2 protein-coding genes are annotated in these 1,790 nt (G+C 73.9%); one reads left to right on the top strand and one right to left on the bottom strand.

The features are described 5' to 3' along the window. Positions 1–218: 218 nt before the first annotated feature. A complete protein-coding gene (locus ACFVHV_RS43750) occupies positions 219–416 on the bottom strand; it encodes a hypothetical protein (protein WP_359915397.1) in 198 nt (65 codons plus the stop codon). 406 nt (positions 417–822) lie between these two features. On the opposite strand from ACFVHV_RS43750, the gene ACFVHV_RS43745 reads away from it, so the two are divergent. After that, the coding region (locus ACFVHV_RS43745; protein ID WP_380359471.1) for a serine/threonine-protein kinase at positions 823–1,790 on the top strand (968 nt) is incomplete at its 3' end.

Genomic DNA, 1,790 nt, shown 5'->3' with positions numbered 1-1,790 from the left:
CGCTCCGGGCCGCACGCCTCCGGCGGCGAACTCGCCGCCGTCACCGAGGCCCTGCGCCGCACGGCGGCCGCCGGTGGACCGTACGGCGCTCTGCGCACCGCTCACGCCCGTCCGCGTGTCATCGCGGCCGCGGCCTCCCCGGCGGCACCGCTCCCCGTCCCCAGGGGATCGGTGCCCGTCTTCGACCGGCCTCGGGGCCGGTGTCCTTCTTTCCCCGCTCAGCGGGTGATCAGATCGGCGACGGCCTGGGCCTGGTTCGCCATCTGCTCCCACCCGCCGAACAGCAGCACCAGGAGCACGGCGCACGGCAGGGCCATGGCCAGCGCCACGGCGGGGTGCCGCGTGGGCTGCTCGGTGGACCGGGACTGGACGGAGGCCGGCCGCCGGCGGGGGGTTCCCGTGATCTGCGGTGCCATGTCCTTGCTCCTGATCCGGTCGAGTTGGCGCGGTGGACGGCTTACCTCGGGGGACGAGCTCCCCGTCCACCGCTGGACACAACGCTATTGGCCGGAGGGTCCTCCGGGCGTCATGCCGTCGTACTGTTCCTCGGACGTCCGGGAGGATGACGATCCGACTCGGGGCCTACTACCGCAGGGGGACGGAAGGCTCATCCGACCCCCGAGGGAACCCTGAGGGGCAACCCCGAGAAGCCCTTCGACGTCCTTGTGACCTGCAGGTCAACGCAAGATCCGACAATCGCACGGTGGCTTCAGGTGTTGCGTATCAGCACACCGCAGCGGGCAGTCCGTAAGCTGTGCCAGACAGGAACTGACGATGGCCCAACCGACGGGGCCTCACCCACAGGCTGACGGGGAACGAAACATGGCGATGATGCGGCTGAGGCGTGAGGACCCCCGCATCGTCGGGCCGTACCGCCTGCACCGGCGACTGGGCGCCGGCGGCATGGGCGTGGTCTACCTCGGCTCCGACCGCCGCGGGCAGCGCGTCGCCCTCAAGCTGATCCGCGCCGAGCTCGCCGAGGACCAGGAGTTCCGCACCCGCTTCGCCCGCGAGATCGCCGCCGCCTCCCGGATCCGGGGCGGCTGCACCGCGCGCGTGGTCGGCTCGGACATCGAGACCGAACGGCCCTGGCTGGCCACCGCGTACGTGCCGGGGCCCTCGCTCTACAAGCGGGTCGGCGACGAAGGACCGCTCAACTGGCCCGAGGCCGCCCGGATCGGGGCCGCGCTCGCCGACGGACTGGTCAAGGTGCACGAGGCGGGAGTGGTCCACCGGGACCTCAAGCCGTCCAACATCCTGCTCTCGCCCCGAGGCCCGCGGATCATCGACTTCGGCATCGCGTGGTCGCGCGGCGCCAGCACGCTCACCCACGTCGGCACCGCGGTCGGCTCCCCCGGCTTCCTCGCGCCCGAGCAGGTGCGCGGGGTCGCCGTCACGCCCGCCACCGACGTCTTCGCCTTCGGGGCCACCCTCGCGTACGCACTCACGGGGGACACCCCGTTCGGCTCCGGGGCGTCCTCCGAAGTGATGCTGTACCGGGTCGTCCACGAGGAGCCCGACCTCTCCGCCGTACCGCCGCAACTGGCGCCGCTGATCCGGGCCTGCCTGGCCAAGGAACCCGCCGAACGCCCCGGAGCCGCCGCGCTGCACGAGCGGCTCAGCGAACTGGCGGCGCGCGGTGCGGCCGCCGGGAACGCCGGCGGCGCCCGCGGCACACGACCCGCACGGACCGCCCCCGCACCCGCACCCGCCCAGCAGGAGAACGGCCGGCAGAGCGTGCCGGCCCCCGGACGCCCGCCCGAGCCGCCCGCCGCGGCACGGGCCCGGGC

Origin of the sequence: Kitasatospora sp. NPDC127116 (assembly GCF_042677365.1) — a bacterium.
GTDB classification, from domain to species: Bacteria; Actinomycetota; Actinomycetes; order Streptomycetales; family Streptomycetaceae; genus Kitasatospora; species Kitasatospora lactacystinica.
The sequence above is the reverse complement of the archived record's forward strand: the minus strand, read 5'-3'. Positions and strand labels throughout refer to the sequence as shown.

What these genes read in the sequence shown, in the direction of transcription:
- ACFVHV_RS43750 (WP_359915397.1), bottom strand. Translation starts at nt 416, where the DNA reads ATGGCACCGCAGATCACGGGAACCCCCCGCCGGCGGCCGGCCTCCGTC.